Annotated in this window: 18 protein-coding genes and 2 pseudogenes; 4 read left to right on the top strand and 16 right to left on the bottom strand. The window is 68.7% G+C overall.

Annotated elements, in window-relative coordinates; all coding sequences use genetic code 11:
- Positions 1–391: 391 nt before the first annotated feature.
- Positions 392–2,209 (top strand): FUSC family protein, encoded by a 1,818-nt coding sequence (locus AVL48_RS13130; protein WP_061983248.1) that lies wholly within the window; start codon positions 392–394, stop codon positions 2,207–2,209.
- Here AVL48_RS13130 and AVL48_RS13125 read toward each other — a convergent pair.
- The 10 genes and pseudogenes from AVL48_RS13125 to AVL48_RS13080 form a co-directional block, all read right to left on the bottom strand.
- Complete coding sequence (locus AVL48_RS13125; RefSeq protein WP_061983247.1) at positions 2,206–2,784, bottom strand: hypothetical protein; 579 nt, start codon at positions 2,782–2,784, stop codon at positions 2,206–2,208. The two genes, AVL48_RS13130 and AVL48_RS13125, sit on opposite strands and share 4 nt — an antisense overlap.
- Positions 2,785–2,870: 86 nt before the next feature.
- Positions 2,871–3,734: a DivIVA-like cell division protein Wag31 gene (wag31, locus tag AVL48_RS13120; protein ID WP_061983246.1), complete on the bottom strand. Its 864-nt coding sequence runs from the start codon at positions 3,732–3,734 to the stop codon at positions 2,871–2,873.
- Between the two features lie 54 nt (positions 3,735–3,788).
- Positions 3,789–4,064, bottom strand: a complete 276-nt coding sequence (locus tag AVL48_RS13115) for a YggT family protein (protein WP_061983245.1) — start codon at positions 4,062–4,064, stop codon at positions 3,789–3,791.
- Between the two features lie 114 nt (positions 4,065–4,178).
- A complete protein-coding gene (locus tag AVL48_RS13110; RefSeq protein ID WP_061983244.1) occupies positions 4,179–4,793 on the bottom strand; it encodes a cell division protein SepF in 615 nt (204 codons plus the stop codon).
- 82 nt (positions 4,794–4,875) lie between these two features.
- Positions 4,876–5,607, bottom strand: coding sequence for a YggS family pyridoxal phosphate-dependent enzyme (locus tag AVL48_RS13105; protein WP_061983243.1), 732 nt, complete (start codon positions 5,605–5,607; stop codon positions 4,876–4,878).
- On the bottom strand, positions 5,604–6,311 hold the full coding sequence (gene pgeF / locus AVL48_RS13100; protein WP_061983242.1) for a peptidoglycan editing factor PgeF: 708 nt from the start codon (positions 6,309–6,311) through the stop codon (positions 5,604–5,606). Before pgeF ends, AVL48_RS13105 begins: the two co-directional genes overlap by 4 nt.
- Positions 6,312–6,397: 86 nt before the next feature.
- Positions 6,398–7,720, bottom strand: a complete 1,323-nt coding sequence (gene ftsZ, locus AVL48_RS13095; RefSeq protein ID WP_061983241.1) for a cell division protein FtsZ — start codon at positions 7,718–7,720, stop codon at positions 6,398–6,400.
- A 250-nt stretch (positions 7,721–7,970) separates the two neighbouring features.
- Positions 7,971–8,741: an anti-sigma factor gene (locus tag AVL48_RS13090; RefSeq protein ID WP_061983240.1), complete on the bottom strand. Its 771-nt coding sequence runs from the start codon at positions 8,739–8,741 to the stop codon at positions 7,971–7,973.
- Positions 8,738–9,349 (bottom strand): ECF RNA polymerase sigma factor SigK, encoded by a 612-nt coding sequence (gene sigK, locus AVL48_RS13085; RefSeq protein ID WP_061983239.1) that lies wholly within the window; start codon positions 9,347–9,349, stop codon positions 8,738–8,740. Before sigK ends, AVL48_RS13090 begins: the two co-directional genes overlap by 4 nt.
- Positions 9,342–9,992 (bottom strand): annotated as a pseudogene (locus AVL48_RS13080) (DUF1365 domain-containing protein). The gene sigK and the pseudogene AVL48_RS13080 overlap by 8 nt, the downstream one beginning before the upstream one ends.
- 128 nt (positions 9,993–10,120) lie before the next feature.
- Between AVL48_RS13080 and AVL48_RS39005 the strand changes: the two are divergent.
- A pseudogene (locus tag AVL48_RS39005) lies at positions 10,121–10,402 on the top strand (SAM-dependent methyltransferase); the annotation flags it as partial.
- Between the two features lie 92 nt (positions 10,403–10,494).
- On the opposite strand, the gene AVL48_RS13075 reads toward AVL48_RS39005, so the two are convergent.
- Positions 10,495–11,004, bottom strand: coding sequence for a DinB family protein (locus tag AVL48_RS13075; protein WP_061983238.1), 510 nt, complete (start codon positions 11,002–11,004; stop codon positions 10,495–10,497).
- Between the two features lie 215 nt (positions 11,005–11,219).
- On the opposite strand from AVL48_RS13075, the gene AVL48_RS13070 reads away from it, so the two are divergent.
- A complete protein-coding gene (locus AVL48_RS13070) occupies positions 11,220–12,527 on the top strand; it encodes a wax ester/triacylglycerol synthase family O-acyltransferase (RefSeq protein ID WP_082857629.1) in 1,308 nt (435 codons plus the stop codon).
- Between the two features lie 78 nt (positions 12,528–12,605).
- Here AVL48_RS13070 and AVL48_RS13065 read toward each other — a convergent pair whose 3' ends face one another.
- The 5 genes from AVL48_RS13065 to gltB form a co-directional block, all read right to left on the bottom strand.
- A complete protein-coding gene (locus AVL48_RS13065; protein ID WP_061983346.1) occupies positions 12,606–13,997 on the bottom strand; it encodes a class II 3-deoxy-7-phosphoheptulonate synthase in 1,392 nt (463 codons plus the stop codon).
- Between the two features lie 80 nt (positions 13,998–14,077).
- Positions 14,078–15,019, bottom strand: coding sequence for a trypsin-like serine peptidase (locus AVL48_RS13060; protein ID WP_061983236.1), 942 nt, complete (start codon positions 15,017–15,019; stop codon positions 14,078–14,080).
- 358 nt (positions 15,020–15,377) lie between these two features.
- The gene (locus tag AVL48_RS13050) at positions 15,378–16,775 is read right to left on the bottom strand and encodes an alpha/beta hydrolase (RefSeq protein WP_061983234.1); all 1,398 of its coding nucleotides are present in this window, start codon (positions 16,773–16,775) and stop codon (positions 15,378–15,380) included.
- Positions 16,776–16,868: 93 nt separating this feature from the next.
- Positions 16,869–18,377, bottom strand: coding sequence for a glutamate synthase subunit beta (locus AVL48_RS13045; protein ID WP_061983233.1), 1,509 nt, complete (start codon positions 18,375–18,377; stop codon positions 16,869–16,871).
- Positions 18,370–22,938, bottom strand: a complete 4,569-nt coding sequence (gltB, locus tag AVL48_RS13040; RefSeq protein WP_061983232.1) for a glutamate synthase large subunit — start codon at positions 22,936–22,938, stop codon at positions 18,370–18,372. The genes AVL48_RS13045 and gltB overlap by 8 nt, the downstream gene beginning before the upstream one ends.
- 325 nt (positions 22,939–23,263) lie before the next feature.
- Between gltB and AVL48_RS13035 the strand changes: the two genes are divergently transcribed.
- Positions 23,264–24,049 carry an SDR family oxidoreductase gene (locus AVL48_RS13035; RefSeq protein WP_061983231.1) on the top strand — a complete coding sequence of 262 codons (786 nt, stop codon included), beginning with the start codon at positions 23,264–23,266 and terminating at the stop codon, positions 24,047–24,049.
- The last annotated feature ends 6 nt before the right edge of the window (positions 24,050–24,055 follow it).

The following is a 24,055-nucleotide window of genomic DNA, read 5'->3' as shown; positions in this document are numbered from 1 at the left end:
CACCCGATCGGCGCGCACCTCGGCCTCCTTTGTCCGTTACCTGGAAATCCTCGAAATCAATGCCGCCAGAGTCGCATGACCCGAGCGGCCACGGACACCGCGACTGTTGATTTCCGCGAGGATCGCATTCCGCTCGGCCTCCAATTGCCGTTTGAGGACTTCCCATTCCTGTTTGCGGGCATACAGCGCCGCAGTGTCGGCACGCCACCACTCGGTGCACGCCGCATCGAACACCTGTGCTATAGCATGTTCAGACTACAGAGATCGAAGAAGCCTTGAAAATAGGCGAGCCGCAAAGTGGTGAATCGCGTTCCAAGGACACAGACCACCCCCGAGTTGCCGTCCCCGCCATCGCCTCTAGGTTGACGGGTATGCCGAATTGCGAGGCCCGATGAAAGGGCCCGGACTCCTCATCGTCCTGCTGGTGGTCCTCGGCGGCGTCAGTGGCCTCGGCTTCCTGCTGGGGCTGGGCAACGCCGCGATCCTCGCCGCGCTGACGGCGCTCTTCTGCCTCATCGCGGCGGTCGGCGGACCACTTTGGGCTGACCTGCGGCTGCTGGCGTGGTTCGCGCCGTCGCTGGTCCTCGCGGTCGGCGCGCCGAGGCTGCTGGGCCAGGTCTCGCAGTGGGCCGCGATCGGGCTGCTGGTGGTGATCGTGGTCGTCGCCGGCCTGCTGCCCGTGCTCGGCGCTCGGTTCGTCACGGTCGGCTTGGGCCTCGGGATGGCGTCCTTGTTCGGTTACGGCTTCCAGTTGACGGGGACGGCGTCGGCCGGGCAGATCCTGGGCGCGCCCGCGCTCGCGGTGGGGGTCGTGATCCTGCTGCGGATCCTGATGGGCGCCAAGGATCCGGCCAAGCCGACCCGTGAAGCGCTGGCGGACGCGATCGCCGCGGGTACGGCCGAAACGCAGGAGCGCGCGGCGAGACTCTGGCTCGCGGACCGGCCCCGTCGCTGGACCGGCAGGGTCCTCGGCGGCATGTTCCGGTACCGCGCGGCCACCGGATTGCTCGAGATCCGCGGAAAACACCTCGACAGTGCCGAAATAGCCCGAACACTCGACGCGGCCAAGGAAGAAGCCGTCAGGCTCGCCGACGTCGTCCGAACCCCGAAAGCAACGGACGGCGTCGAACCGGTGCGGCGGATGGAACTTGTCCAGCTGCCTGGCGCCACGGCCAGGCTCGTCGCCGCGCTCTGGGACTCCCTCGAAACCATCCGGTCGGCGGCGACCGAACGCGACGAATCGCATGTGGACGTTCCGAAAGGACTTCGCCAAGAACTGCGTCGCATCGAGCTGAGCGGCGCGTTGTCCTGGCGGTCACCGCAGTTCCGGCACGCGCTCCGCTGCGGGCTGGGGGTGGCGCTGGCGCTCGTCGTCGCGAGTTTCCGGCCGGGCGACCCGCTCACCGTGTCCTTCCTGCTCGCCACTTTCGCCATCATGCAACCGGACTGGCACGACAGCCTCCGCAAGGCCTGGCAGCGCATCGGCGGTTCCCTCGGCGGCGCCGTCGTCCTCGCGCTCGTCCTTTGGCTTCTGCCGCAAGGGTTTCTGCTGCCGATCGGGCTGGCGGCCCTGCTCGGCGGGTTCTCCGTCATGCGGACCCGGCCGACGATCTTCAACGGCTGCATGGTGCTGATGTCCGTCGGCATGAACGCGACGACCAAACACCTCGACCCGCGCTACGTTCTGGTCGAGTATCTGCTCCTGATGGTCCTCGCCGGCGCCATCGCGCTGCTGTTCGGTTTCGCCGCGATCCCCGGGGTACCGAAACCCGGTCCGGCTGAACGCTTCGGCACCGCGGTCGAGGCCACCCGCACGCTGCTCGGTTCGGTCGGGCGGAAACTACGCGGTGACAACGTCGACCCGCGGACGCTCGGTCGCGAGTTCCGCGCCGCCGCTGTCGCGCAGCACGGCCTGCTCGCCGCGGAGCCGGGCACGAAGGAACCCGCGCCTGGACAACGTGACGCGCTGGAGAACGCCGCCGAAGCCTTGCGCGGCCTCTCTGTCACGGCCTCGTCGCTTTTGCTGCGCCCTGGATCGGCCGGTGCCGCGGCCGCTGTCGGCGAAGCCGCCCGCGCGCTCGGGACCGAAGAAGTGGCGGAGATCCCGGTGCCGCCGGACGCCGACGAGGAACAACGCCTGGTACTCGACACAATCGCCGCCGACGTGGTCGCCCTCGGCGAGGCGGCTCGGTTGGTCAGGGCCGCTTAACCGTCCGCCTTGGTCTTGTCGCGATGCTGTCCGGCGATCTCCGCGTCGGGCGTGCACAGCGCGCACGGCGTGAAGCCGAGCTGCCGCGCCTCTCCGATACCGAGCGGAATGGTGTCGCGGGTTTCGAGCCACGCGCAGGTGGTCACGTGATAGCGCGGGTATTCGTCGACGACGACGATCTCGGTCTCCAGTTCGGAGACGATCGCCACATCCGCAGGATCGCTCTCCTCTTCACCGGGATCGCCGATGCGTTGCGGCTCGGCGGCCTCTTCCGGGTCGCCCAGTTCACCGGTGGTGGGCATCAGGACGGTCTGCTCGGCGTCCTGGGGCCTCTCTTCGTCATCCTCTTCGGAGTCAGCCGCCTCGTCGGCAGGGTCGTCCGCCGTCTCTTCGACGGGTGCGGCGCTCTCTGCGGAACGCTTCTTCCGGCGACGCAGCCAGTCGAAGACGAGGAGCAGCCCAGCGACGACGGAGAGGGCGATGGAGATCCAGGCCCAGAGGGAGTTCGCGGTGATGAGCGCCGCGACGAGCAGCCCCAGAGCCGTCAGTACCAGTACCAGGACGATGTAGAGCACGGTGAATTACAACATGACGGGCAAGCGGAACGGCCCCGACCCTCCGGAGAGTGCCGAGGCCGTTCCCATGCGTTGACCGAGAGCCGTCAGCCGGCTTCCGCGCGGGGACCGAACGAGTAGCCCTGTCCACCGCCCGAGGACGATGCCGACTGTCCCGAGTTCGACGAAGACGCCGAAGCCGGAGCGGCCGAACCGCGGTCGTCGAGCTCACGCAGCTGGGACTCGAGGAACCCACGCAGCCTCGTGCGGTACTCCCGCTCGATCGTGCGCAGCTCTTCGATCTTCTTGCCCAGCGAGCCCTTCTCCGCGTTCATGTTGTTCATGGTCTCGGTGTACTTGCGCTGAGCCTCGCGCTCCATGGTCGTCGCCTTGTCGCGCGCCTGGCGCTCCAAGGTCTCGGCACGGGTTCGCGCGTCGTTCAGCATGGTCTCGGCACGCGTGCGCGCCTCGTTCACCATCGAGTCCGACTTGGATCGCGCGTCCGAAAGCAGCTGCTCGGACTTTGTCCGGGCTTCGGCGAGCATGCCGTCCGACTCGGTCTTGGCCTCGGCGGTGAGCCGGTCGGCCATTTCCTGGGCCAGCCCGAGCACCTTCGCGGCCTGGACGTTGGGTTCCCCGTTGTCCGGCACCATCGAATGGGCCTGGGTCTGCTCCATCGCCGACTGCGGCGGCGGGACCGGCGCCAGGCGACGCGACGGTTCGTCACGCACCTGTGGCGGCGGTCCGACGGCACCGGCCTTGGCGTTTTCGAGCTCACCACGGGCGGTCTCGAGCTCGTTGTCGAGCTGCTCGACCTGCTGCCGCAGCTCGTTGTTGTCCTCGATCAACCGGGCAAGCTCGGTCTCCACCAGGTCGAGGAACGCGTCCACCTCGTCCTCGTTGTAGCCCCTTTTGCCAATGGGCGGCTTGCTGAACGCGACGTTATGCACGTCAGCGGGGGTCAACGACATCAGATCACCTCACGCACTCCATGGCCTGCAGGTCCACCCGGGCTTCCCCGAAAATCACCCTGGCGTTGTCAGCTGCATCGCGAAGAACACAACCAACAGCAGCACCATAATCGATAAGTCCAGTCCGACGCCGCCGATTCGTACGGTCGGGATGATTCGTCTGAACAGACGAACCGGTGGGTCGGTCACTGTGTAGATGGTCTCGAGCGTTACCGCAACCCCTCCGGCAGGATGCCACTCGCGAGCGAAAGCACGCACGAGCTCGACGACGATCCGTGCCGTCAGCAGGAGCCAGAAAGCGAACAGCACGTACCAGACGACCAGCAACACAGCATTCACGTAACCACTCTGCCATGTCCCGCGTCAAAAGACCCGGTTGACGGACGGCAGATGCCGATGAGTCGACAAAATCACATCCGGCTGCGCTCAGCGGTCACCAGGTGATCAGCCGCGCAGGAATAATCCACCTTCGGCAATCCGCCGACGGTCTTCCGCGGTGACGTCCACATCGGGCGGTGAGAGAAGGAACACCTTGTTGGTGACCTTGTCCATCGAGCCGCGCAACGCGAACGCGAGACCGGCAGCGAAGTCGACAAGGCGCTTCGCGTCCGCGTTTTCCATCTCGGTGAGGTTCATGATCACCGGGATGCCTTCACGGTAGTGCTCCCCGATCGCCCGCGCTTCGGCGTAGCTCGTGGGGTGCAACGTGGTGATCCGGCTCAACGGGTCACGAACGGCCGGACGGACCGGTTCGGTGACCGGACGCAACCGCGCGACCGGTTCCGGCTGACGATCGATCGCCAATGCCCCGTGGACCGCCGGCTCCGGACTGATCACGGAGCGTGACCGAGTCCGGGTGACAGGCTCGTCGTAAGTGTCGTCGACGTCCCGGTAGCGTCCACCCCGCGACCGGGCAACCGGCTCGTCGTCGTAGTCGTACTCGTCGTCGGCATATTCCTTTGAGGCGTAGCCTCGCCGGTAGCCTTCCTCGACGTCGTAGCCGTCTTCGTCCGCGGGCACCATCCCGAAGTAGGCCTTCAGCTTCTGCAGCGCGCTCATGCCTCTCCCTAGCCTTAGCCGCGTCCCGCACCGTGCTCCCCCGCCTCCGCCGCCACTCCCCGTAGCGACGAAACGGTATTCCCTAAGCCGAGGCTAAACCGCGCCCACCGAGCAGCGCGGTTCCGACACGCACACACGTCGAGCCGTGCGCGATCGCCTGCTCGAGATCATTGCTCATTCCGGCGGAGAGTTCACGGGCATTTGGGTGTTCTTCCTGAAGACGCTCCGAGGCCAAAGCAAGCTTCTCGAACGCCTCAGCGGGAGCAATACCCAGCGGGGCCACCGCCATAAGCCCACGGAGGCGAAGATCACCCACATGGACCATCCGCTCCGCCAACCGGGCCAGTTCGTTCAGCCGAATGCCCCCGCGCTTCGGATCGTCATCGAGACTTACTTGAATGAGGACGTCCAACGGGTGATCACGTTGCCCCGAATCAAGCGCCGACTTGGTCGCCTTCGCGAGCGCGTCGGCGAGCCGTTCGGAGTCGACGGACTGGACCTCGTCGGCCCAGCGCACGACCGAGCGCGCCTTGTTCCGCTGGAGGCTGCCGACCATGTGCCAGCGGACACGGGCGTCCGGACGCAGGACGGCGACCTCTTCGGCTTTCGGACCCGCCTCTTGGTCGCGGTTCTCGGCGAGGTCGAGCGCGCCGAGGTCGGCGAGCAACGCGGCGTCGAGCGCCGGGAAGGTCTTGGTGACCGCGAGCAACCGGACCTCGTCGCGCGCCCGGCCCGCGGCCTCGCACGCGGCGGCGATCCGCTGTTCCACTTCGGCGAGGTTGGCCGCGAGTTCGTCCTTACGGGCGTCGCTCACGACGCGTCCAGCCAGGTAATGCCCGCGATCCGGCCGGTGGTGCCGTCGCGGCGGAAACTGAACAGGGTCTTGTCTTCGTTGGTACAGCGCGGATCCACGCCGATCTTGCCGATGCCGAGGTCGGTGAGTTGCCGCCAGAGCCCGGCGCGCAGATCGAGCCCCGGCGTGCCCTTGCGGGTTTTGCAGGCGCTGCCCGGTACGTGCTTCTCGACGTCGGCCGCCATGTCGGCGGGGACTTCGTAGCAGTCACCGCAGATCGCGGGCCCGAGCAGTGCTTCGGTACGGCCCGGTTCCGCGCCGAGCGAGCGCATCGCCTCGATCGCGGCGGGGACGACGCCGACCCGGGCGCCGACGCGGCCCGCGTGGACGGCGGCGACGACCCCGGCTTCGACGTCGGCCAGCAGGAGGGGGACGCAGTCGGCGACGAGCACCACGAGCGCGAGGCCCGGCTCGGCTGTCACGAGAGCATCGGTCGCTTCCGCCGCGGCGGTTTCGGAGCCATCGACGATGGTCGCGGTGCGGCCGTGGACCTGTTCCATCCACGCCAGCCTGTCCTCGGCGAGGCCGAGCTCGGTGGCGAGGCGTTTGCGGTTGGCGTAGACGTCACCCGCGTCGTCACCGACATGGTCACCGAGGTTGAAGGTGTCGTAAGGCGGCCGGGATGCCCCGCCCGCCCTGGTCGTGACGACCCGCCGTACCCGCACGCGATTCCTCCTAGACCTGAGTGAAGGCCCCCTTCACTACCTTCAAGGTAGTCAAGGAGGCCTTCACGGAACGAGACTGGCGCTGGTTACCGCCGCATGAACGGGGGAACGTCGACTTCGTCGTCCGACGGGTCGTCGTGCACCGGGGTGGCGCGGCCGGGAAGGCTGCCGTGGGTCGAGTTCGACCCGATCGGCGAGTAGCCGCGTGAGCCGCCGCCGGGCTGCGGGAGCCCGCCGGTCATCGAGCCGTTGCCCTCGCTCCGGGAGGACGGCATCGGCGAGTGCGTGCGCGGCGGCGCGACCGGGTAGCCGTTGGAGCCGGTCGACGGCACCGGCGTGGCACCGGAAGGCGGGCTCTGCACCGGCGTCGCCCCGCCACCGCTGACCTGGCCCGCCTGCGCGGACGCGGTCGAGTTCGACCGGGAGCCGAAGGTCGACGGGTCGAGCTTCTTGTGGGTCGGCGTGCCCGCGTCGAAACCGGCCGCGATCACGGTGACCCGGACCTCGTCGCCGAGCGAGTCGTCGATGATCGTCCCGAAGATGATGTTGGCGTCGGGGTGCGCTGATTCCTGCACCAGCGACGCGGCCTCGTTGATCTCGAACAGGCCGAGGTCCGACCCGCCCGCGATCGACAACAGCGCGCCATGCGCCCCGTCCATCGACGCTTCCAGCAGCGGCGAGTTGATCGCCTTCTCCGCCGCCTGGATCGCCCGGCCCTCGCCGCGCGCCGAGCCGATGCCCATCAGCGCGGAACCCGCGCCGGACATGACGCTCTTGACGTCGGCGAAGTCCAGGTTGATCAGACCCGGCGTGGTGATCAGGTCGGTGATGCCCTGGACACCGGACAGCAGCACCTCGTCCGCGGAACGGAAGGCGTCCATCAGCGAGACGCCGATGTCGCCCAGCTGCAGCAGCCGGTCGTTCGGGATGACGATGAGGGTGTCGCATTCGTTGCGCAGCTGCTGGATGCCGTCCTCGGCCTGCTTGCTGCGGCGCTTGCCCTCGAAGGTGAACGGACGGGTGACGACGCCGATGGTCAGCGCGCCGAGTTTGCGGGCGATCTGGGCGACGACCGGCGCGCCACCGGTGCCGGTGCCACCGCCTTCGCCCGCGGTCACGAACACCATGTCGGCGCCCTTGATGACCTCTTCGATCTCTTCGCGGTGGTCTTCGGCGGCCTTCTGCCCCACCTCGGGGGCGGCGCCGGCACCGAGGCCGCGGGTCAGTTCCCGGCCGATGTCGAGCTTGACGTCGGCGTCGGACATGAGCAGTGCCTGGGCGTCGGTGTTCACCGCGATGAACTCGACGCCCTTGAGGCCGACCTCGATCATGCGGTTCACGGCGTTAACTCCGCCGCCGCCGATACCGACGACCTTGATCACCGCAAGGTAGTTGTGCGGGGGCGTCATCGGAGCCGCCTTCCTGATCGTGTGTGCTCGTGCTGCCCGCCGGTCGCTGAGCCTGGGCCGAACCCTCGAGCTGAAGTTCAGATTGAGAGTTATGTCAACTGCCGACGTTGAAGCAGGACGGTATGCACCAGGCTGGCTTGAATCCAGTAGCCACGCCGTGTGTCGCAAAGGTGTTTTGCCACAACATGTTCGCGGGCGCAAGACCGAGACCCGGCGGAAGCGCCGGACGGCGGCCTGGTATTGGCCGGAATCAGGTGGGCATGGACATGACCATGACGACGTCCTTCGACGGCGTTCCGGTCGGTGATCCGCCCGCCTGTTCGACGCTGAGCGCGAACTGCTCGGCCCCCGTGATCCCGTCGGCGACCAGCAACGCACCTTCCTGACCACCGGAAATGAGCCCGGCGGGCTTCGGCGCGGCCCCCGGGTACATGAACCAGGCCTGGTAGATCCGGCCAGGATCGTTCTTCGGCAGCTGTGCCGCCATGAAGACGAGTTTGTCCTTGGCGCGCGACATCATCACCGTCCCGCCGCCCCCGCCGGACGCTTCGGCGTGCCCGGTCCGGAGATCGGCCGCCGAAAGCACCTCGGCGACAGGGGCGTAGCGCGCCGCGTACTGCGCGGCCTCTTCCCGCGCGGCGGTCAACTGGGTGTGGTTCTCGTAGGCGATGCCACCGAACACGGCGGTGCCCGTCAGCCCGACGATCGCCGCGGCGGCCGCCCCGATCGCCCAGCGTGGCGCGCGCCTGCGGCCCTTGACGCGCCCTCCCGTTTCGAAGCGCGTCTTCGGCGGCTGCTGCCGGGTCGCCCTCGCCTGCGCGAGGACGCGGCGTTTGAGTTCCGGCGGCGGGTCTTCGGCCAGCGCGGCGCCGAGCCGGGTCGCGGTCATCTGCAGTTCGAGGACCTCTTGGGCGCACGAGGCGCACTCGCCGAGGTGCCGCCGGAACTGGGCACGCTCCACTTCGGACAACGCGTCGACGGCGTATGCCCCGGTGAGCGTGTGCATTTCGGGCATCGTCATGCCGTCACCCCCAGACAGTCCCGGAGCCTGATCAGGCCGTCCCGGAGTCGAGTCTTGATGGTCCCGTGCGGGGTCTGCAGCACTTCGGCGACCTCGCGATAGGTGTATCCCTGGTAGTAGGCGAGCAGCACGGCTTCCCGCTGCAGCTCGGTCAGGCTGGTGAGGCAGCGGCGTACCTGCGAACGCTCCCAGCGGGCCGCGACGGCCTCGGCGACCTCGTCGAAGGGCCGCGCGCGGGCGGCCTCGAAGGTCGCCTTGACCTCGCGATCCGAACTGGCCCGTGCCGAACGGACGCGGTCCACGGCGCGGCGGTGCCCGAGCGTCATGGCCCAGTTCAAGGCACTCCCCCGGTCCGGTGAATACCGCGTGGCCGTGCGCCACAGCTCGACCATGACCTCCTGGGTGACTTCTTCGGACTGGGCGGCGTCGCGAAGGATTCGCCGCACCAGGCCGAGGATCGGGCCGGCGAGCTGGTCGTACAGCGCGTCGAAGGCCCGCTCGTCCCCCTTCGCGACCCGGACGAGCAGGTCCTCGGCCGTCGGCCCGGCCGGTTCGTCACCCGTTCCGGGGGCGGGCGCCATCCGGCGTGGACGTGCCGATTCATCCATCGTGCCTGCCTCCGGTGGTCTGCGGGGTACGAGGGGTCAGCGGGGCCTTCTTCAGCCACAGTCTGGCCCCATGCCGCCGGATCAGCGCCGAGACCCGGTGCGACATGAACGGACGGGTGAGCAGCAGACGCGCCAGCCACCTGGCGGTGGCGGGCCGCCGCACGCCGAGCAGCGACGCTGTCAGCGGGCTTCGCCCGCCCTGACGGAGCGCGATCCGGACCGAGAGCAGCGGTCCCGGACGCGGCACCGCCATCCGGTAGCCGCCGTCTGTCGACTGGAATGACGAGACGCAGCACTCCTTGTCCGCGTGGGCGTTCCCGTCGGCGTCGGGGCGCAGGAGGTACGCGTGCCTGCCGCCGTAGGTGTTGTGGACCTCGGCGATGACGCATTCGAGTCCGCCGTCGGGCCGGTGGCCCGACGGCGCGCGCCGTGAGCCAGCGGTCCACTTTGGACCGGATACTGGCGGTGTCCTCGGGTGCGAAATGGTCGCGTGGGTCGAAGCGGACGAAGGGGCCCAGCCACCACGGCAGTTTCGGCGGCGCGTCGAGATCGATGAGCCACAGCCAGAGGCGGTGGCGAACGAGATCGGCGGATCGGCGCGCCGGACATGCGCCACCGTGGCGTCGCCGAGTTCGGCGGTCAGCTCCTTGGCGGCCCGTTCGATGGGTTGATCCCTGGTGTGCACAAGAGGGATTCGGAACAGGAGCCGGGCCGGATTGGACCAAGGCGAAGTCCGACCCATCGTTTCCTGTCCGCAGCCGAATGCCGACTATGCCGAACAGTCCCGCGTCTCGCCTGGCCCTGTTCGTCGAGCGGCTCCTCGGTGGCTCGACCGGTCGGTCTCCGTACGTGGGACGGCGTACGCGCCGGTCCGCCGGATGCCCCGACCGTGGTGCTCCGCAACCGGCGGGCACCGCGCCGCCTCCTGTACGCCCCCGGCGAACAGGGCCTCGCCAGGGCTTGCGTCTCCGGTGATCTCGACGTCGAAGGCGGTCTCGCCGACGGATCTGGGCATTGACCCGATCGGGTGTCGTCCGCGGTACCAGGCTCGGCCTGCTCCAGCCGATAGGGCCGGGTGAGTGACCAGCCGGTGCCGCGGCCCGGCTACGAGAATCCGAGAGCGCGCTTTGAGACCCAGGGCGGCTTCACTCCCCGGTGAGTCCGTCGGTCAGCTCGCGAAGCAGGTCGAAGTGGCCGGCGTGCCTGCCGGTCTCCTCGATCATGTGCGTGACCACGAACCGCACGTTGACCTCGCGGTCGCCGCGGAACGGGACCTTGTCGTCCAGCCCCATCCGGGTGACGACCTTGCGGCCTCGCTCGCACTCGGCCTCGTAGGCGGCGATCAACTGCTCGATCGGGGTCTGCATGGCGACCCGGAACTCGGCGTCGGGATCGACTTCGAGCGCCTCCTTCCAGACGTCCTCCTGCCCGTCGAGCACCACGGAGAACCAGTACTGCTCGGCCAGGGTCAGATGCCCGAGCAGGCCCGCGATGGTGGTCAGTTCGCTGGGCACGAGCTGCCGCCGGGCCTGCTCGTCGGTGAGTCCCGAGCACTTCCACACGACGGTGGCGCGGAGGAAGTCGAGGAAGCCGTTCAGCTGGGTGCGCTCGTCGCCGGTGAGTGGTGGTTCGGGGCGTTTCGGTTCGTCGGTCATGGTGGTGCAGTCTGCCGGTCCCCTCCGACAACTCGCGACCGAGGCCCGCGCCGGAGTGTCCACCATCTGCCGCGGATTCGTGGTCCATGTCCGAATGCGATCCCATCGTTCGAGTGAAACCGGCGGTAGTTAGCGCCCGCGAAACATGACGACCACCCGCCCGTCATGTCAGGCTGGTGCAGTTGTGTCCATAGCCGGAACACCACGAAAGGTAGATGATGGCTGGCCGTCAGCTGAGCGCACTCGATGTCGCTTTCCTTTGTCTGGAAAGCGACACGACGCCCATGCACATGGGAGCGGTGGTCACCTTCCGCCCGCACGGGCAGGTGCACGCGCGCAAGCTGACCGCGTTGCTCGCCGAGCGGGCCGCGCGCATCCCGAAGCTGCGCCAGCGTCCTCGCACCGTATTGTTCCCGCCCGGCGCCGCCAGCTGGGCCGAGGACCCGGATTTCGTTGCCAGTGAACATATTTCACATCACCACCTCAGCTCCCTGTACGAACCGGACCCACTGTCCGCCTACGCGTCGCGCTGGATGGGACGACCGCTCGACACCGGAAAACCCTTGTGGGACTTGCGTCTCGTCACCGGCCTGCCGGACGGCGAGTTCGCGTTGCTGCTGAAATTGCACCACGCCCTCACCGACGGGGCCGGCGCGTACGCCGTCGCCGCGGGCCTGCTGGACGAACTCCCCCGCCCGGCAAGGCGCGCGCACAGCGGCGCCGGACCGCCCGCGCCACGCTCCCCTGTGGACGCGGTCAAGGAGGCTCTCGGCGCCACGCTGGCCCAAGCCGGGATAGCCTCCTCGGTCGTCCGCGCGACCCGCTCGCCGGTGTCCCCGATCAGCGCGCCGCCCTCGACCGAGCGACGGCTCGGCCTGGTCCGGCTCGACGTCGGCGACATCCGGCGGATCCGCCGCTCCCACGGTGGCACCGCCAACGACGTCGTACTGGCCGTCCTCGCCGGCGCGCTGCGTGAATGGATGATCAACCGGGGTCAGCGCGCCGACGACCGGGCTCTGCGCGCGCTCATCCCGGTCAGCATGCGCGGGCGGTCCGCCGAGCAACTGGGCGGCAACAAGCTGTCCGGATACCTCTGTGACCTGCCGGTCGGCCTCGACGACCCGGTGGCACGGCTGCGGGCCGTCCAGCGCGAAATGAGCCGGAACAAAGCAGCGGGCCCCGCCCGGGGTGCCGGGGCGTTTCCGCTGCTCGCCGACCGGATGCCACCGATGCTGCACCGGCTCGGCAGCAAGGTCGCCGGGCTCGCGGCGCCGCTGCTGTTCGACCTCGTGGTGACCACGGTGCCGGTACCGCCCAACCGCCTCACCCTCGACGGGACGCGACTCGAAGGGGTGTACCCGTTCGTGCCACTGGCGCCACGGCAGGCGATCGGGATCGCGGTGGCGACCTATCGCGACTCCGTCCACATCGGACTTCAGGCGAACGGGGCGGCGGTCTCCGACGTGGGGTCGCTGCGGGACGGGGTGCTCAAGTCGGCCGCGAGGTTGCTCGACACCGCCTAGCGCGTGCAATGAAAGGCCCCTTCATTGCAAATTTTGCAATGAAGGGGCCTTTCATGTCACTCGCGAGAGTGGAACCAGTCAGCCGCGCAGCATCTCCGCGACCAGGAAAGCCAACTCCAACGATTGCTGTGTGTTCAGGCGCGGGTCGCAAGCGGTCTCGTACCGGCCCGAAAGGTCCAGATCCGAGATGTCCTGCGCGCCGCCGAGGCATTCGGTGACGTCCTCGCCGGTCAGTTCGACGTGGATGCCACCGGGGTAGGTGCCGAGTTTGCGGTGCACCTCGAAGAAGCCTTGGACCTCGTCCACGATCCGGTCGAAGTGCCGGGTCTTGTACCCGGTCGACGATTCGTGGGTGTTGCCGTGCATCGGGTCGCACTGCCAGATGACCTTGTGCCCGGACGCCTCGACCTTCTCGACGATCGCGGGCAGCACCTCGCGGACCTTGCCGTTGCCCATCCGGGCGATCAGCGTCAGCCTGCCGGGTTCGTTGCGCGGGTCGAGCCGCCGGACGTACTCCACGGCCTGCTCGGGAGTGGTCGTCGGGCCGATCTTGAGGCCGATCGGGTTGGCGAGGAGTTCGGCGAACGCGATGTGCGCGCCGTCGAGCTGCCGGGTCCGCTCACCCACCCACAGGAAGTGCGAGGACAGGTTGTACAGCTTGGGGTTCGTCGCGTCGGCGCGGTCCATCCGCAGCATGGAGCGCTCGTAGTCCAGCAGCAGCGCCTCGTGGCTGGCGAAGATCTCGGTGGACTGGAGCGAGGCGTCGGTGACGCCGCAGGCCGACATGAACCGCAGGCCCCGGTCGATCTCCGCGGCCAGCGCCTCGTAGCGCTCGCTGGCGGGCGAGGACTTCACGAAGTCCTTGTTCCAGTCGTGCACCTGGTGCAGATCCGCCATCCCGGCGCCGGTGAGCGCGCGGACGAGGTTCATCGCGGCGCCCGCGTTGGCGTAGGCGCGGATCATCCGGCCGGGGTCGGGCACGCGGAGTTCGGGCTTGGCGACGAGCGAGTTGATGATGTCGCCGCGGTACACCGGCAGGCCGAGCGCGTCGGTGGAAGCCGAACGCGGCTTCGCGTACTGACCGGCGATCCGGCCGACCTTCACCACCGGCAGGCTCGCGCCGTAGGTGAGGACGACGGCCATCTGCAGCAGGGTGCGCAGGTTGGCGCGGATGTGCGGTTCGGTGTTCGACTCGAACGTCTCCGCGCAGTCACCGCCCTGCAGCAGGAACGCCTCGCCGCGGGCGACCATGCCCAGCCGGTCGGAGAGCCGGTCGATCTCGGCGGGAACGGTGATCGGCGGCACGCTCTCCAGCACGCCCCGTACGCGCTTCGTCAGCTCGGGGTCCGGCCATTCCGGCTGCTGCGCGGCGGGCCGGGAAAGCGCGTCGTCGAGCCGGTTGCGCAGCTCGGGCGGCAGAGGAGGCAGTTCGGGGAGCGTGTCGACGGGAACGTCCACTGTCCAGTTCACAGGCACCAGGATATGCCGCGCCGAAAGCCGCCCGCCCACCGGGACGAAAGTCCCAAAAGGTGGACGGGCGGCTTCGGGGATCAGGCGGCCTGCGCCCTGTTGTAAAGGTTCTGCGCGTCCGTACCGAAGTACGGACCGAACATGTAGCCCGGCAGGAAGTTGTAGCCGAAGCTGTTCACCGACGCCTGGACGCCCGCCCCGGTCGCCTCGCTGAAGTTGAGGAACCACGGACCGCCGCTCGAACCACCGGTCATATTGCAATTCATGCCGTGGTCCTTGGTCAGCAGGAAGTCGGTGAAGGTGCTCCCGCTGCAGTAGATCAGCTTCGTGCCGTCGTACGGCGCCGCCGCCGGGTACCCGAAGGTGTACATCGACTGGTTACGCGCCTGGTTGAACGCGATGCCCTGCGCGCCGACCACGTCGGTCAGCTTCTGCCCGTTGAGCGGGTTGACCACGGCCGCGCCGACGTCGTAGTTCATGTCCTCGCTCGCTTCCCACTGCGGAGTGGTCAGCGTGCTCTTCGCGGTCCAGGTGCCGTACGGCGTGTTGCCGTTGTCGTAGCCGGGAGCGAAGGTCCAGTTGGTGTGCCACGCGCCCTGGTACTTGACGCAGTGCCCGGCGGTGATGACGACGCTGCCGTTCGCGCTGGTGACCGCGTCACCGGAGCACGACGCGTTCCGCCCGCCCATGGTGAAGAACACCCGGCCCGCCGTCTGGACGACCTTGCCTGCCCCGGTCCACGCGCCGCCGCCGTTGGGGATGCTCTGGATGATCGTGCTCTCGCCCTTCGCGACGTCCTTGAGCGAAAGGTTCGGCGCCTTGACCAGCTGTTCGATCGGGACCGCCGACCGCATTCGCTCGGGCGTCCAATAGGCCGCCACCGCCCGCGCCTCGGCCGCGGTATCCGCGCCCCGGTGCTCGACCGGCGCGGCCTGTGCCGGACTCGCGACCGCGGTCAGCGCCGTCACCGCCAGCCCGACGAGCGCCGCCAGGATCCCCGTCCGGGAAGCCGTCCTTTTCATGGCATACCACCTTTCGCTACCGGTGAATTGCCGTATGACCTGCACGACTTTCTGAAAGTATTTGCCTGGCTACCAGGCGTACAAGCGACCGTTCGGCCGCATCCAAGGCGGTGTATGGGCCGTTCGGCCCAGCAGAACGGACGCGGCGGCCGAAAACGTTTCGGAGACCACGGGGCGGGTGGGTCCAGTAGTGGGCCCGGTGCCGTGAAGTCCACGGGTCGTGATCGGCAGGAGCTTGATCGACGGAAGATCGGGGACGTTGAGTGTCCCGGATCTTCTGTCGATCAAGGTGCGAGACCTGACGACGATGCCCGCGTTGACCACCGCCCGCATCCAGTTCAGGCGCAGATACACGAGATCAAGCCGGGCAGTGCGCGTCGGCGGCCGGGAGGACGCCGTCCCGCAGGTATCGGACGACGGCGTCGTTGCCGCAGGCGTTCTCCTTGGTGAAGACGCCGTGCCCGCCGGCGTCCACGGTGACGAACTTCGCCCGCGCGCCCAGCACCGACCGCATTTCGCGGGCGCCGACGAGCGGGGTCGCCGGATCGCGAAGGTTCTGCACCAGCAGGATGTTCGACGGGCCGCGGTCGTGGATCCGCACCGGCGGCTCGCGGCGCTCGACCGGCCAGAACGCGCAGGGGGTGATGTTGGCAGCGGCCGGGCCGAACATCGGATGCGTCACGCGGGCCCGTTCGACCGCTTTTCGGTAGTAGCGCACGCTTTCCGGCCAGTCGGAGTCGTTGCAGAGCACTTGGAGCTGGAGCGCCGCGTGGTTGTCGCCGTCGAGCGGCCCGCCTTGCGCGGATGCGACCGGGGCGGCCCATTTCCCGGCCAGCGTGGGGAAGTTCGCGTCGTCGTACAGTGCTCCCCAGGTGTCGCTTCGGATACCGGAGCCGCGTTCCTCCACCAGTTCGAAGAACTTCGCCGTCACCTCGGCCTGCGTCCGCCCGAGGTGGTAGACGTCGTCCCGCGCCGCCGCCCAAGCCGTGAAGTCGCCGAACCGGTCGTCGAAACCGTCCGCGAAGCGTTGGTGCGCCCGGACGTCCAATCCGTCGGGACCGACGAGGCTGTCCAGCACGATCCGGTCCGTGCGCGTAGGGAACATCGACGCGTAGGCGGCGCCGAGATAGCTCCCGTACGAGACGCCGTAGTACGAGATCTTCCGCTCCCCCAGTGCCTCGCGGATCCGGTCCATATCGCGCGCGGTGTTGGCGGTGGTCATCTGCGGCAGGAGATCCGCCGTCTTCGACTCGGCGCATTGCTTCGCCACCACGCGGGACTTCGCCGCCTTCTCGGCGACGTCGCGCGGGCCCTCCGCGTACGGGCCGACGAGGATGAACCGCTGCTCCTCGGTGAGGTCACAGGTCACCGGCGTGCTGTAGGTGGTCCCGCGCGGGTCGAATCCGATGACGTCGTAGCTGTCGAGCAGACCGGACTGTCCCTGTCGCCGCGCGAGTTGCGCGGGCATCGCCAGGCCGGGGCTCCCCGGGCCACCGGGGTTCATCAGCAGCACGCCGCGGCGCTTCGGCGAGGTGCTCGCTTTACGGGAAAGGGTGAGTTCGATGGCCCGCCCGCCAGGGTCGGCGTAGTCCAGGGGCACCTTGAGTTTCGCGCATTCGAGGCCGGCCGTCGGTGAGGGTGTCATGCCGTAGTCCGGGCACGGTGACGTCCACTTCAGTGCCGGAGCCGCTTCGGCGGTCGCCGGAACCGCCGCCATGAACGGGAGGATGGCCAGTAAGGCCAGCGCTTTCTTCATGCGGGGATCGTCGCGTGCCCGACCGCCCTATCGCGTCGTACCCGAGGCTGGTCCCGGCCCTCCACTTCGGGTAGGAGCCGGGACCGACCTTCGTCAGACCACCGCGAGCGGCAGCGCCGTCGGGTGCACCGGAGCCGGGAGATCCGAAGCGCCGGTGAGGTACGCGTCGACGGCGCTCGCCACCGACCGGCCCTCCGCGATCGCCCACACCACCAGGGAAGCGCCGCGATGCGCGTCCCCGCAGACGAACACGCCTGGCGAGGACGTCTGCCAGTCCGCACCGCACGAGAGTGTTCCGCGCTTCGTCAGCGACAGCCCGAGCCCGTCCAGCAGTGGCATGTGCTCGACACCCTCGAAGCCGATCGCGAGCAGCACCAGATCGGCGGGCAGTTCCTCGACCTCGTCGTTGATCGGGGTCACCATGCGCCGGCCGGTGTCCGGATCCTTGACGACGCGGACCTGCCGGATCTCGACCGCGCGCACGTTGCCGTCGTCGTCACCGATGAACCGCGTGACCGCGACGGCGAACTTGCGCTCGCCCGCCTCCTCGTGCGCCGGATAGGTGCGCAGGATGTACGGCCAGGTCGGCCACGGCGAGCGTTCGTCGTCCCTTGTGGACGGTGGCGTCGGGTACTGGTCCAGCTGCGTCACCGAAAGCGCGCCCTGCCGGGTCGCGGTGCCGTAGGAGTCGGCGCCGGTGTCGCCACCGCCGATGATCACGACGTGCTTGCCCGCCGCGTCGACCGCCGACGGACCGTCGCCTTCGACGTACTTGTTGGCCGGGACGAGATGCTCCATCGCCAGATGGATCCCGGACAGCTCACGCCCCGGCGTCGTGGTGTCGTCGCGGCCGCGCAGCGCGCCCACGGCGAGCACCACGGCGTCGTAGCCGGCGCGGAGCTCCTCGACGGTCAGGTCGACGCCGACCTCGCAGCCGGTGACGAACTTCGTGCCCTCCTTGCGGAGTTGCGCGAGCCGCCGGTCGAGGACCTTCTTCTCCATCTTGAACTCGGGGATGCCGTACCGCAGCAGGCCGCCGAGCCGGTCGTCCCGTTCGTAGACGGTCACCTCGTGGCCGGCGCGGGTCAGCTGCTGCGCGGCGGCGAGCCCGGCCGGGCCGGAGCCGACGACCGCGACGCGCTGACCCGAGGAGACCTCCGAGATCTGCGGCTGCACGTAGCCCGCTTCCCACGACTGGTCGGCGATCGTCTGCTCGACGCGTTTGATCGCCACCGGGCCGCCGGACAGCGGCGAAACCGACAGGACACAGCCCGCCTCGCACGGCGCGGGGCACAGCTTCCCGGTGAACTCGGGGAAGTTGTTGGTCGCATGGAGCCGGTCACTCGCCGCGGCCCAGTCGCCGCGGCGCACCAGGTCGTTCCACTCCGGGATCAGGTTGCCCAGCGGGCAGCCGGAACCACTGGAATGGCAGAACGGGATGCCGCAGTCCATGCACCGCGAAGCCTGCTTGCGCACCTTTTCGTTGCGCTCGCCCGATTCCACGTCGGCGTACACCTCGCCCCAGGTGGCGAGACGTTCCTCCTTGGACTTCTTCTTCGGCTCTTCGCGTTCGTACTTCAGGAAACCCGTCGGATCAGCCACGAGCGGCCTCCATGATCGCTTCGTCGACGTCGCGGCCCGCGGCACGCGCCGCCTTCGCCGCGTCAAGGACACGCTGGTAGTCGCGGGGCATCACCTTGGTGAACGCCGCCGAGCGACGCGGCCAGTCGCCGAGCAGCGACGCGGCCACGGCCGAACGTGTGAGGTCGTAGTGCTTCTGCACGGTCTTCTTGAGCCAGGCGAGGTCCTCGGACGTCGGGGTCAGGAGGTTCACCATCTCCTCGTTGACCCGGCCGCGGTCGAGGTCGAGCACGTAGGCCTCGCCACCGGACATCCCGGCCGCGAGGTTGCGCCCGGTCGGGCCGAGCACGACGGCCTGCCCGCCGGTCATGTACTCGAAGGCGTGGTCGCCGACGCCCTCGGCGACGACCACCGCACCCGAGTTGCGTACGCAGAACCGTTCGCCGACCTGGCCGCGCAGGAACATCTCCCCGCTGGTGGCCCCGTAGGCGAGCGTGTTCCCGGCGATGGTCTGCCGCTCGGCGGCGAACTTCGCGTCCGGATGCGGGCGCACGATGATCCGGCCGCCCGAAAGCCCCTTGCCGACGTAGTCGTTCGCGTCACCGACCATGTCGAGCGTGATGCCCCGGGGCAGGAACGCGCCGAGCGACTGTCCGGCGGAACCGGTCAGCAGCACGTGGATCGTGTCCTCGGGCAGGCCTTCACCGCCGTAACGGCGGGTGATCTCGGAGCCGAGCAGCGTGCCGACGGTCCGGTTCACGTTCCGCACCGGCAGTTCCAGCCGGACCGGATGCGCGTCCTCCAGCGCCGCCTCGGCGAGCTGGATCAGCGTCCGGTCGAGTGCGTGCTCCAAGCCGTGGTCCTGCGTCCGCGTGCGCCGCTTCGCCCCGCCGTACGGGGTTTCGGCGGGCATCTCGAAGATCGGCCCGAGGTCGAGCCCGGAAGCCTTCCAGTGCTCGATCGCCTCGTCGGTGTCGAGCACCTCGGCGTGGCCGATCGCCTCGTCGAGGGTGCGGAAACCCAGTGCCGCCAACGTTTCCCGCACCTCTTCGGCGACGAACCGGAAGTAGTTGACGACGTGGTCGGCCTGTCCGGTGTACCGCTTGCGCAGTTCCGGACTCTGCGTCGCGACGCCGACCGGGCAGGTGTCGAGGTGGCAGACGCGCATCATGACGCAGCCTTCGACGATCAGCGGAGCCGTCGCGAAGCCGTACTCCTCCGCGCCGAGCAGCGCGGCGATGACGACATCGCGGCCGGTCTTCATCGCGCCGTCGACCTGCACGGTGATCCGGTCACGCAAACCGTTGAGCAGCAACGTTTGCTGGGTTTCGGCGAGGCCGATCTCCCACGGCGTGCCCGCGTGCTTGAGCGAGTTCATCGGGGAGGCGCCGGTGCCGCCGTCGTGGCCGGAGATCAGCACGACGTCGGCGTGCGCCTTGGACACGCCCGCCGCGACCGTGCCGACACCGAGCGAGGACACCAGCTTCACGTGGATGCGGGCCTTCTCGTTGGCGTTCTTGAGGTCGTGGATCAGCTGGGCGAGATCCTCGATCGAATAGATGTCGTGGTGCGGCGGCGGCGAGATGAGCCCGACGCCCGGCGTCGAGTGCCGCGTGCGGGCGATCCACGGGTAAACCTTGTTGGGCGGCAGCTGCCCGCCCTCGCCCGGCTTCGCGCCCTGCGCCATCTTGATCTGGATGTCGTCGGCGTTGACCAGGTACTCGCTGGTGACGCCGAACCGGCCGCTCGCGACCTGCTTGATCGCGCTGCGCCGTTCCGGGTCGTAGAGGCGTTCGGGGTCTTCCCCGCCCTCTCCGGTGTTGGAGCGGCCGCCGATGCGGTTCATCGCGATGGCGAGGGTTTCGTGTGCCTCGGCCGAAATCGAGCCATAGGACATCGCACCGGTGTTGAAGCGCTTGAAGATCGACTCGACCGGCTCGACCTCGTCCAGCGGGACGGGCTCGCGGGTGCCCGCGCGGAAGGAGAACAGCCCGCGCAGCGCGCCGCCCTCGCGGTAGAGGCGGTGCACCTCGTCGGAGTACTTCTTGTACACCTCTTCCCGGCCGGTCTTCGTCGCGTGCTGCAGCAGGAAGACCGTCTCCGGAGTGAACAGGTGCAGTTCGCCCTCGCGGCGGTACGCGTACTCGCCACCGGTCTCGAGGCCGCGGTGGACCCGGTCGGTCGGATTGTCCGGGTACGCGCGGCGATGGCGGACGGCGACCTCTTCGGCGAGCACGCTCAGGCCGACACCGCCGAGTTTCGACGACGTGCCGGTGAAGTACTCGTCGAGCAGGTCCTGCGCGAGGCCGAAGGACTCGAAGACCTGGGCCGCGGTGTAGGCGCCGACGGTCGAGATGCCCATCTTGGACATGATCTTCAGGACGCCCTTCACGAGCGCCTTGACGTAGTTGCGGATCGCCTTGGCGGGCTCGATCCCGGTGATGGCACCGGTCGAGATCATGTCCTCGATGGTCTCGAAGGCCAGGTACGGGTTCACCGCGGCGGCGCCGTACCCGAGCAGCAGCGCGATGTGGTGGACCTCGCGGGCGTCCCCGGTCTCGACGACCAGCGCGACCCGCAGCCGTTCCTTGGTGCGCACCAGATGGTGGTGCACCGACGAGACCAGCAGCAGCGACGGGATCGGCGCCATGCGGTGGTCGGAATCGCGGTCGGACAGCACGAGCGTGCGCGCGCCCGCGGCGATCGCCTCGGAGGCTTCGCGCCGGACCCGCTCGATCGCCGACGCCAGCGCGTCGGCTCCACCGTCCACTTCGTACAGTCCGGAAAGGACACTGCAGGCGAAGCCCGGAAGGTCGCCGTCGTCGTTGATGTGGATCAGCTTGGCGAGTTCGTCGTTGTCGATCACCGGATACGGCAGCTGCACGTGGCGGCAGGACGCCGGGCCGGGGGCGAGCAGGTTTCGCTCGGGCCCCATGATCCGGCTCATCGAAGTGACGAGCTCTTCGCGGATCGCGTCGAGCGGCGGGTTGGTGACCTGCGCGAAGTTCTGCTTGAAATAGTCGTAGAGCAGCCGGGAACGCTGTGACAGCACCGCGGGCGGGGTGTCCGACCCCATCGAACCGATCGGCTCGGCCGCCTTGACCGCCATCGGCGCGAGCAGGATCTTCAGCTCTTCTTCGGTGTAGCCGAAGGAAAGCTGGCGCCGCAGCACCGAATCGTGGCTCTGCACGATGTGATCGCGGTCCGGCAGGTCGGCGATCTGCAGGAGACCGGCGTGCAGCCAGCCCTCGTACGGGAGTTCCTTGGCCAGCTCCGACTTGACCTCTTCGTCGTCGACGATCCGGCCGGCCTCGGTGTCCACCAGGAACATGCGGCCGGGCTTGAGGCGGCCCTTGGCCACGACGTCCTCGGGGGCGACGTCGAGGACACCCGCCTCACTGGCCAGCACGACGCGGTCGTCGGCGGTGCGCCACCAGCGGGCCGGGCGCAGGCCGTTGCGGTCGAGCACCGCGCCGACGAGCGTGCCGTCGGTGAAGGTGACACAGGCCGGGCCGTCCCACGGCTCCATCAAGCTGGCGTGGAACTGGTAGAACGCACGACGCTGTGCGTTCATCCCGGTGTGGTTCTCCCACGCCTCGGGGATCATCATCAGCACCGCGTGCGGCAGCGACCGCCCGCCGAGGTGCAGCAGCTCCAGCACCTCGTCGAAGGAGGCGGAGTCCGACGCGTCGGGCGAGCAGATCGGGAACAGCCGGGTGAGGTCGCCGGGGATGAGGTTCGATTCGAGCAGTGCTTCACGGGCGCGCATGCGGTTGCGGTTGCCGCGGATGGTGTTGATCTCGCCGTTGTGCGCGACGAACCGGAACGGGTGCGCCAGCGGCCACGACGGGAAGGTGTTGGTGGAGAACCGGGAGTGCACGAGCGCGATGGCGCTGGCGAGCCGGGTGTCGGTCAGGTCGGTGAAGAAGAGGGGAAGCTGCGCGGGGGTCAGCATTCCCTTGTAGACGATCGTGCGCGAAGACAGCGACGGGAAGTAGGTGCCGCAGCCCGCGGTCACGCTCTCGTTTTCGACGCGCTTGCGCAGGCAGAAGGCCAGCCGGTCCAGTTCGAGCCCGCTCGGACGCCGCCCGTCGGTCTCGTGGGCCGCGACGAACAGCATCGCGAAATGCGGCATCACCGAACGCGCCGTCGGGCCGATGTCGGCGCGATCGGCGTCGACCGGGACCTCGCGCCAGCCGAGGACGTCGAGGCCCTCTTCGGTGGCGATCCGCTCGATCAGGGCGACGGCTTTGCCGCGCTCCTCGCTGTCCGAGGGCAGAAAACCGATCCCGGTCGCGTAGGTCTGGTGACCGTCGGCGTCCGCCTCGGGCAGGATGAAGCCCGTTTCCGCGCGCAGCAGCTCGTCAGGCAGCTGCAACAGGATGCCCGCGCCGTCACCACTGGTGGGTTCCGCGCCCGCGGCGCCCCGGTGGTCGAGGTTCGTCAGCGCGGACAGGCCGTCGGTGACGATGCCGTGCGAGCGGCGCCCGCGGATGTCGGCCACCATGGCCACCCCGCAGGAATCCTGTTCGGTTTCGGGGTCGTAGAGACCCTGCTTGCCGGGAATGGCGGAGAAGATCATGAAGGGACCTCCTTCGTCGTCTGTGCTCAGCGACCGGACAGACCGGCCGGGGGAATGCGCACGGGACGACGATGGCCCGTTCGTTGACGCGACTTTAACACCTAGGAAACACGTCGGCACCAATTCAGCGGGCCCGAAACCTCGCCGATGGGTAACAATCTGGACGACCGGAACGACACAGTTCCTGATGGGGTCATGGTAGTTCGTACCGCTAAGTATATGTCCTGTTCCGGGAAGTCGAGAGTCGCGGTGAGGCGACCCTAGTCACTCCGGACGTTCTTCGCATCCTGGGGTGCCATTACTAGAACGTGTTACAGTTCCGGCCATGATCCTGGACCGTTTCCGGCTCACCGACCAGGTCGCCGTCGTCACCGGCGCCGGACGCGGGATCGGCGCGGCGACGGCCGTCGCACTCGCCGAGGCCGGCGCCGACGTGGTGATCTCGTCCCGCACCGAAGCCCAGCTCGACGACGTCGCGGCTCTGGTCGCCGCCACCGGCAGGCGAGCCCGCGTGGTGCCCGCCGACCTGAGCGATCCGGCGGCCGCCGCCGAACTGGCGGCGATCACGACCGCGGAATTCGGGCGGCTCGATCTGGTGGTCAACAACGTCGGTGGCACCTATCCCCGCCCGCTGCTGGAAACCACCCCCGATTTCCTCGAAGAGGCCTTTCGCTTCAACGTTTCCACCGCGCACGCGCTGACCGCCGCCGCGGCGCCCGCGCTGCTGGAGGCCGGCGGATCGGTCGTCAACATCTCGTCGGTCATGGGGCGCGTGAGCGGCCGGGGCTTCGCCGCGTACGGGACGGCGAAGGCCGCGCTGGCGCACTACACCCGGCTCGCCGCGGCCGACCTCGCGCCGAAGGTGCGGGTGAACGCGATCTCGGTCGGCTCCGTGGCGACCTCGGCGCTCGAAGTGGTGGTGGGCAACGACGAACTGCGCGGCCGGATGGAGGCCGCCACCCCCCTGCGCCGGATCGGCGAGGCCGAGGACATCGCGGCCACGGTCGTGTTCCTGGCGTCGCGGGCGGGCCGGTACGTCACCGGCAAGATCCTCGAAGTCGACGGTGGACTGCAGGCCCCGAATCTGGAACTGGGCCTGCCCGATCTGTAGGAGACA

This window comes from Amycolatopsis regifaucium (genome assembly GCF_001613935.1).
GTDB lineage: Bacteria > Actinomycetota > Actinomycetes > Mycobacteriales > Pseudonocardiaceae > Amycolatopsis > Amycolatopsis regifaucium.
This window is presented reverse-complemented; position numbering and strand designations above follow the sequence as displayed.

Excerpts from the sequence above, each read along its gene's own strand:
- AVL48_RS13130 (WP_061983248.1), top strand. The coding sequence starts at position 392 with ATGAAAGGGCCCGGACTCCTCATCGTCCTGCTGGTGGTCCTCGGCGGC.
- wag31 (WP_061983246.1), bottom strand. The coding sequence starts at position 3,734 with ATGTCGTTGACCCCCGCTGACGTGCATAACGTCGCGTTCAGCAAGCCG.
- AVL48_RS13110 (WP_061983244.1), bottom strand. The coding sequence starts at position 4,793 with ATGAGCGCGCTGCAGAAGCTGAAGGCCTACTTCGGGATGGTGCCCGCG.
- ftsZ (WP_061983241.1), bottom strand. The coding sequence starts at position 7,720 with ATGACGCCCCCGCACAACTACCTTGCGGTGATCAAGGTCGTCGGTATC.
- AVL48_RS13090 (WP_061983240.1), bottom strand. The coding sequence starts at position 8,741 with ATGACGATGCCCGAAATGCACACGCTCACCGGGGCATACGCCGTCGAC.
- sigK (WP_061983239.1), bottom strand. The coding sequence starts at position 9,349 with ATGGATGAATCGGCACGTCCACGCCGGATGGCGCCCGCCCCCGGAACG.
- AVL48_RS13075 (WP_061983238.1), bottom strand. The coding sequence starts at position 11,004 with ATGACCGACGAACCGAAACGCCCCGAACCACCACTCACCGGCGACGAG.
- AVL48_RS13070 (WP_082857629.1), top strand. The coding sequence starts at position 11,220 with ATGATGGCTGGCCGTCAGCTGAGCGCACTCGATGTCGCTTTCCTTTGT.
- AVL48_RS13060 (WP_061983236.1), bottom strand. The coding sequence starts at position 15,019 with ATGAAAAGGACGGCTTCCCGGACGGGGATCCTGGCGGCGCTCGTCGGG.
- AVL48_RS13050 (WP_061983234.1), bottom strand. The coding sequence starts at position 16,775 with ATGAAGAAAGCGCTGGCCTTACTGGCCATCCTCCCGTTCATGGCGGCG.
- gltB (WP_061983232.1), bottom strand. The coding sequence starts at position 22,938 with ATGATCTTCTCCGCCATTCCCGGCAAGCAGGGTCTCTACGACCCCGAA.
- AVL48_RS13035 (WP_061983231.1), top strand. The coding sequence starts at position 23,264 with ATGATCCTGGACCGTTTCCGGCTCACCGACCAGGTCGCCGTCGTCACC.